The organism is Cupriavidus sp. WS (assembly GCF_000395345.1).
GTDB classification, from domain to species: Bacteria; Pseudomonadota; Gammaproteobacteria; order Burkholderiales; family Burkholderiaceae; genus Cupriavidus; species Cupriavidus basilensis_B.
Map to the genome: position 1 here is coordinate 1 of NZ_AQPL01000605.1, position 5,881 is coordinate 5,881.

General features: G+C 61.8%; 4 protein-coding genes and 1 pseudogene. All 5 read right to left on the reverse strand.

Annotated elements, in window-relative coordinates:
• Positions 1-1,023: 1,023 nt before the first annotated feature.
• Entirely contained in the window at positions 1,024-2,007 is a 984-nt protein-coding gene (locus tag K206_RS0135455) for an ATP-binding protein (protein WP_020206995.1), read from the reverse strand.
• Between the two features lie 25 nt (positions 2,008-2,032).
• Positions 2,033-4,021 carry a helix-turn-helix domain-containing protein gene (locus K206_RS0135460; RefSeq protein ID WP_029044442.1) on the reverse strand — a complete coding sequence of 663 codons (1,989 nt, stop codon included), beginning with the start codon at positions 4,019-4,021 and terminating at the stop codon, positions 2,033-2,035.
• On the reverse strand, positions 4,002-4,649 hold the full coding sequence (locus tag K206_RS0135465; RefSeq protein ID WP_020206999.1) for a hypothetical protein: 648 nt from the start codon (positions 4,647-4,649) through the stop codon (positions 4,002-4,004). Before K206_RS0135465 ends, K206_RS0135460 begins: the two co-directional genes overlap by 20 nt.
• A 131-nt stretch (positions 4,650-4,780) precedes the next feature.
• Positions 4,781-5,587 (reverse strand): site-specific integrase, encoded by an 807-nt coding sequence (locus K206_RS40345; RefSeq protein WP_020207000.1) that lies wholly within the window; start codon positions 5,585-5,587, stop codon positions 4,781-4,783.
• A pseudogene (locus K206_RS0135475) lies at positions 5,584-5,881 on the reverse strand (transcriptional regulator); the annotation flags it as partial. The pseudogene K206_RS0135475 and the gene K206_RS40345, both read right to left, overlap by 4 nt.

Consider the following 5,881-nt stretch of genomic DNA (forward strand, 5'->3'; position numbering starts at 1 on the left):
GCTTGCCCTGAAGCCCACGATGCAGATGCCCTCGGCCCGGCGCGTGTTCGGATGGCTAGTCGGATGGAGGAACCTCGCCATCGAGGAGCCAAAAAGCGCGGACCACGAGCGGTTCGTGAAGGCGCTGTGCAAGATCGAACCCGTGGTGGGCGTAGAACAAAGGAAGAGTGTCACCGTTACCGAAGGAATGTCGTCAATTCGCGCGGCACGGCGCCGCCATGGGACGCATCATCAAAAAAATCAAGGACTTAGGCCGAGCGAACTAATATTGTCACCGGCTGAGAGGTGCGAAGTGTCAATCGAAGGCGTGCAAATGTCTGCGCGGACCCGGAATGCTACGCGGACTCCATCTGGCGAGCCGAGATCGGAGAGCCGAAGCGGTAAACGTCCTTCTACCCATGGCTCCGGCATCCCAGGCCTTGCTCAAAGTACGAGCGCGCGAACGCTATGCGTTGGTCCGGCCTCATGGGCCGTGGTCGGTCGGGTCGCCAAGCCCGGTTGCCATAGAATGCATGACAATGCGCGCAACGGTGTGGTGCCTCGAGAAGCTGCACATTCAGGCAATACGGCGCTTCATGTCCGCACTGCCTACATGCCGACTCCACGGGGCAACGATGCGCAGGACATCGACTCGCGGTTTCTAGTTGGTGCAAGAGGGAGTGGTACCCACGCACCATACAGAAATGGCAGTAGCGAAACACCTCGCTATAGCGTCGCCGATTGGTTTCCTCGATGAGTGCCATGTGCAGCGATTTTGTTGGCAAGCCCAGCGCTTCGTTCAGCCGAACGACATCGATGAATCCCCTCTTCGGCGGAAGGCTCTCGTAGGGATCGATGTCCAACCTCATCAACCGCATCACAGCGACACCTGACAAGGCATTCGCTACTTTGAGCTTCCACAAGATCGAGACGAGCGATTCCCGTGGGTCGATCCACTTCTTGTCGAACACGTAGCCTAGCGCCGGGGTGAGCTTCGCCTCGTCGAGCGTGAGGATAGGAAAGCGCGGCCGCCTTAGAAGGCCCTCACAAGGCGGCGGCGACGAGCACGCGTCCGATTGCATGGCGTGACTGGACATAACCGGAATGCCGTACAGCGTGAGCCCATAACGCAGGCTCGGGACAATAGCCCGGGCAATCCCTGAGCTCGCTATCCTTTAACAGGATCTCTACGGCACGGGCGAAGGATTCCATTGGAATCTCCAGGGTGCCAGGCAAGCTGGCCTTGTGGTGCGCCGTCTCGAACGCGTCCCACAGCGCGTCGGCATCGTTGACCAGTCGATAGCCAGCGTCAAAGGCTTGCGGAACGTAAAATCGGGTAAAGCTCCATTCGCTACGCTCAGGATAAGCCGTCTCGTCATAGCCGCTCAGACACGTCGCCACGTCCTTCGCATTTCGAATGCCGTAGAAGGCCAATTCCTCGACCATCAGCCGCGCGACGATCTGCGTCTTCCCTGCCAACTGCATGGCCGTCTTCTGCGCAAGCAATTCCTGCTGCCCGACGAGGAAGGTGAACAGCTTGATCTGCTGTCGATCCAACGCATCGTGAACATCACGCAGCCATTCGTATTCATTGTCGTTGTAGCGCTGCGCCTCATCACAGAAGAGCAGAACCGTGCCACTGCCTGCCCGAGCCGCGGCCTCACGTATCCTCAGCGCGAGGCGCAGACGTTTGGCCGGATTGGAGCCAGCGTTAGGATCCTGGTCGCCAACCGCCTCAAGCAGGTTTGCGAAGAACGGCCCTTCCGCATGCCTCGGCTTGTGTTCGCATCTTGCGTGGTAGCTGGTCATCCGTGGGTGATTGCGTGCCAATAGCAATCGCACGTACTCGATCGCCCGCGTCTTACCGATGCGCGACGGGCCGTAGATCAGGGCGCCCATGATCCTGTAGCGCAGACATCGAGTGACCAGTTCGTAGAGCTCTTCGATAGCCGGCGTGGCGATACGATAGTTGCCGGTGACCAAAGGGTGCAGCGATGGATCGATCGGACGCGGTATCTGAAGCGACATGATGACTCCCTCGCGAAGGACAGGGTTAAAAGACTTGGCCGGTACCGATAGACAGCTTCTTCGGTCGCGTCGGTGTTTTTTTCTGCTCGGAAGCCTTGTCTGCTTTCTGCTCTGACTCGGCGTTCGTTGCGGTCTGGGCGGCGGATGCTCCCCGCCCCATCGCAGTTCGCGCCGTCGGCGCGGATGACAGAATCCGCTTTGCTTCCGCCAGTTCGGATGCCGCCTTCCGTGACTTCTTTGCTTGCGCCATCTTTCCGTCGACGTAGTCTCCGATGGGATCCGCATCCACTGGCCCACGCGACCGCTTCTTGTCTTTCTTCTCCTGATTGATTTGCTGGCGTAGTTTCAGGTTATGCCGTATCACGCCCCAAGCCCCTTGCGCCTCCAAGACCCCAAACTCCGCGCCGTCTGGTTGGAACGCGCGGACACAGCGAAGATCATCGGCATTCAGGTAGATAAGCAAGCTCTTGCCGATCAAATCCGTGCTGCACGCAAGGACGCTGCTTGTGTAGCGCACACCATACAAGTTGATGTGCGGTCGAACGCCCTGCTGGAGATATGCTCGTACGGTGCAACGCTTGGCCGATTGCATTAGACAAAGGGTACGGCGACGATGCTCTGGCAGCCATGTCACCAACTGTTCCTTGCCGCGAATGAAATACTCCATCGCTTCAAGCGGCGTGACATTGTTCAGGCCGGCATGCGGCGTGCCGTTGTAGCTCGCAATAGCGTATTCGACCAGCTCCTCTAACTCGTCAAACGACACATACAAGCGTAGCTTTCCCTTCGGATCGGCCAGCGCGCGCCGCAAATCACGGGGATGCGAACCCGTGTAGCCAGGCAATCTGGAAGACAGCCTGCTCGCAATAGTCCCGAAGAAGCGTTCGATGTAGGGGCGATCATCGGGACTGTACTTCGGTCCTGCGTCTGCGCAACAGCCAACGAACTCACACAACGCGTCGAGCGTCTCCTTGGCGAGATTAGCCTTCGCGTTGTCCAGCTTCATCCATTCCCAGGTTGTATACGCCAGCTCTGGGAGGCGCTGTGAGGGAAAGCCGTCGTGCGGACCGTAGGCCAAACCAGGAATCGTGAAGTCGCGCAGTCGATGCGGCTCCAGGGCCGACTCGATGGTCTTGATGACGTCGTAGCGACTATACTCGCGGCAAATCGCAAGATGAAAGCCCAGCACCGCACGCGTGCAGACATCGATGATCGCAAGGAGCCAAACGCGTTCGATCTCGAATTCGTGTTCAAAGCCCAATGCATCGCGTACGACCACCTTCAGCCGGATATCGAGTCGGTGGCCGTCGAACTCCACGGCCTGGTAGGGGCGCATGGCCGGCCGACTTTCCGCCTTATCGTAGTGCGGCAGCCCTTTCAGGTGAGTGGCGCCAGCCGCCCGTGCCGCGGTGCGGAAACTGCGCGACAACTCGTCTTTCAGGCGCGCGGATAGCGACCGAATGGCACCACCTTCCGTATTGAACGGGTAATCCACTGCCGTCAGGCCGAGAGATCGGCATTGCCACAGAAACTCCCCGTGCAGGGCATGCAGGCCGACCAATCGCGTATGAAGTCGTCCATTGGTATGCACCTGTTTGAGCAACACGCGGCGCTGCTTTATTTTTAGGAGCAGCCATCCCGCCAGCGCCGGATAGCTTTCTAAGAAGAGCGCGAACGCGCCGGCTTTACCCCGTCCATCTTCGCTGGGCCGACCATTGACGGGACTTATGCGGACGTACTCATTGACCCGCACGTACCTCAGCAAGGCGCGGAATCCAAAGATGCGTCCGTCAGGATGCAGCGCCAAGCCTCGCTCGAGCCACCGATAGAGCTGTCGGCGGTCCACGCCGGTTTCCTTCTCGATTTCCTTGACACTTTCGCCGCTCGCGTAACGCTCGATGGCCTGTACTCTGACCTTTGTGACCTCGCGCAATTCGGCGTCAAGCTCCGTCCAGGCTATGCTAGGCCACGCGTTCAAATCGAGTGACTGGAGCTCAGGCTTTCGGCGAGGCATCATCGGACTCCCTGACTGCAAACTTCGTCATCCACGACAATGCGTCGGTTCGCAGTTCCTCAGCATGCACGCGACCGGTATGCAGCAAATTGAAGATGGCGGCGCGCACAAGCACTGGGTCGCCTTTCGAGAACTCTCGCTCGATGGCTGAAAGCGGCTTTGGACTGGCGACAAAGCGCTCGACGGCGTCAAGTAATGACACCGACACGAGACCTTGCGTGGCTACGATACTGGGCAGCATACGCAGCCAGTTTTCGATCCAGACGCGTGAAGCGGCGTGTTCGGCCGCGTCGACCAACCGAACATTGACCGCTTCAGCGTTCAACTCGAGGCCCTCCTTCGCTTCTTCATCGATCACTGGATCCGGCAGGAGGATCAACTCTTGACGATCGGAGTACGAGACCAGGAAGTCTGCTAAGTGCCGCCTCTCTCGAAACTGAATGAACCCGGGGCGCTCACAAAAGTGGCCGATTGCCGGATCGGATTCGATCAAGACCCATTGATCGAACGCACAGCGTCGGTAGAAAGTCAGCCGCCGCTTCAGCTTTGGACTGAATGCTTCGAAGCGGTGCGCACCGCGCGGGCGGACGAGCGCAACCGGCTCCGCTATATGCAGAGAATCTTCCATGAGATCAATGCCTTACGAGCGGGATTCGAAGTCTAGGACGCCAATTGACGAAATTAATCCGGACTAATGCGAATTGACGATTTTCCTTCGCTGGGAGTGCAAGCAATAGTGTCAATTCACCGGCCGGATTTCTATATTCGATGCGGGTTCCAGCTGGATTCCGGAGTGACAGACTTGCTCCGTTCTACGGCCAGCGCACGCGTGCGGGTGGCCTCGCTGAGGTTACCAACCGGCGGCGGGGCGGCCTCCGCGCCGCGCTCGCCGTGCTGCAGCGCGTGCCGGTAGGCGAGCAGCTGCTGGCGCGTCAGATCGGACAAGGGCCCGAGCTGGCGCGCGCTGCACCAGCGCATCAGGCGGCGCAGTTCGGCGCCATAGGCGCGCAGCGTGTGCGGCGAGCGCCCGGCGCGGTCGCGCAGGAACAGCGCCAGCGCCTGCGCGTCGTCGGCGGCGCCGAGCGTGTTGGTGGCCGCGTGCGGCTGGGCGAAGCGTCCGGCGCGCGTGAGCCACGCGTGCTCGGCAGGGCTGTGGGTCACCAGCCACGGATTCGCCGCGACCAGCCCCGCCGCCTTCGCGGCCGCCGGCGCCGCTGCTTCCTTCCCTGAGGAGGCGGCGGGCCGGAAGCGGCGCCGGTGCGTGTGCAGCAGCCGCGCGAGTACCGTCTCTGGGCTGGGCGCCTCGTCTGCCGGTACCGTGCGCAGGCGGCCGCGCTCCCAGTATTCGACCGCCCCATCGTGCGCCAGCAGCAGCTTGAGCATCGCCGGCTGCGCGGCCTTGGCCTCGGCCAGCGACCCGTAGCGGCGCTTGACGCGCGCCAACGTCCAGTGCGCGTAGACCGGGTGCCCCAGCGCCTCGGCCAGGTAGGCGAGTGCCACGCCGACGGCAGCCGGCAGCGAGCGCGGCGGCACCGCCGCCGTGTCGATCCAGTCGGCCGGGTTCATGGCTGGGCGGCCCGCTTGGCCGCCGGCTTGGCCGTCGACTTGGGCGCGCGCGGCTTCGGCGCGGCGGCCAAGGTTGCGCGCAGCAGCTCGTCGAGCTGGGCGCGCTGGCTGGCGGTGACCGCCTTGAGCGCGCTCGCCTCGCCGGCGGCACTCTGGCGCGCCGCCCGTTCGCTGGCCAGGTCCGCGTCGAGGCGCGCGCGATCCTGCTCGAGCGCGGCGAGGCGCCGCTCGGCGAACTTGAGCTGCGCGGCCAGTTGGGCGCGCTCGGCCTGCACCGCGTCGCGCTGGTGCGCG

Bases quoted from the DNA above. Each gene is read 5' to 3' on its own strand.
- K206_RS0135465 (WP_020206999.1), bottom strand. From the start codon at position 4,649: ATGGAAGATTCTCTGCATATAGCGGAGCCGGTTGCGCTCGTCCGCCCG.
- K206_RS0135460 (WP_029044442.1), bottom strand. From the start codon at position 4,021: ATGCCTCGCCGAAAGCCTGAGCTCCAGTCACTCGATTTGAACGCGTGG.
- K206_RS40345 (WP_020207000.1), bottom strand. From the start codon at position 5,587: ATGAACCCGGCCGACTGGATCGACACGGCGGCGGTGCCGCCGCGCTCG.
- K206_RS0135455 (WP_020206995.1), bottom strand. From the start codon at position 2,007: ATGTCGCTTCAGATACCGCGTCCGATCGATCCATCGCTGCACCCTTTG.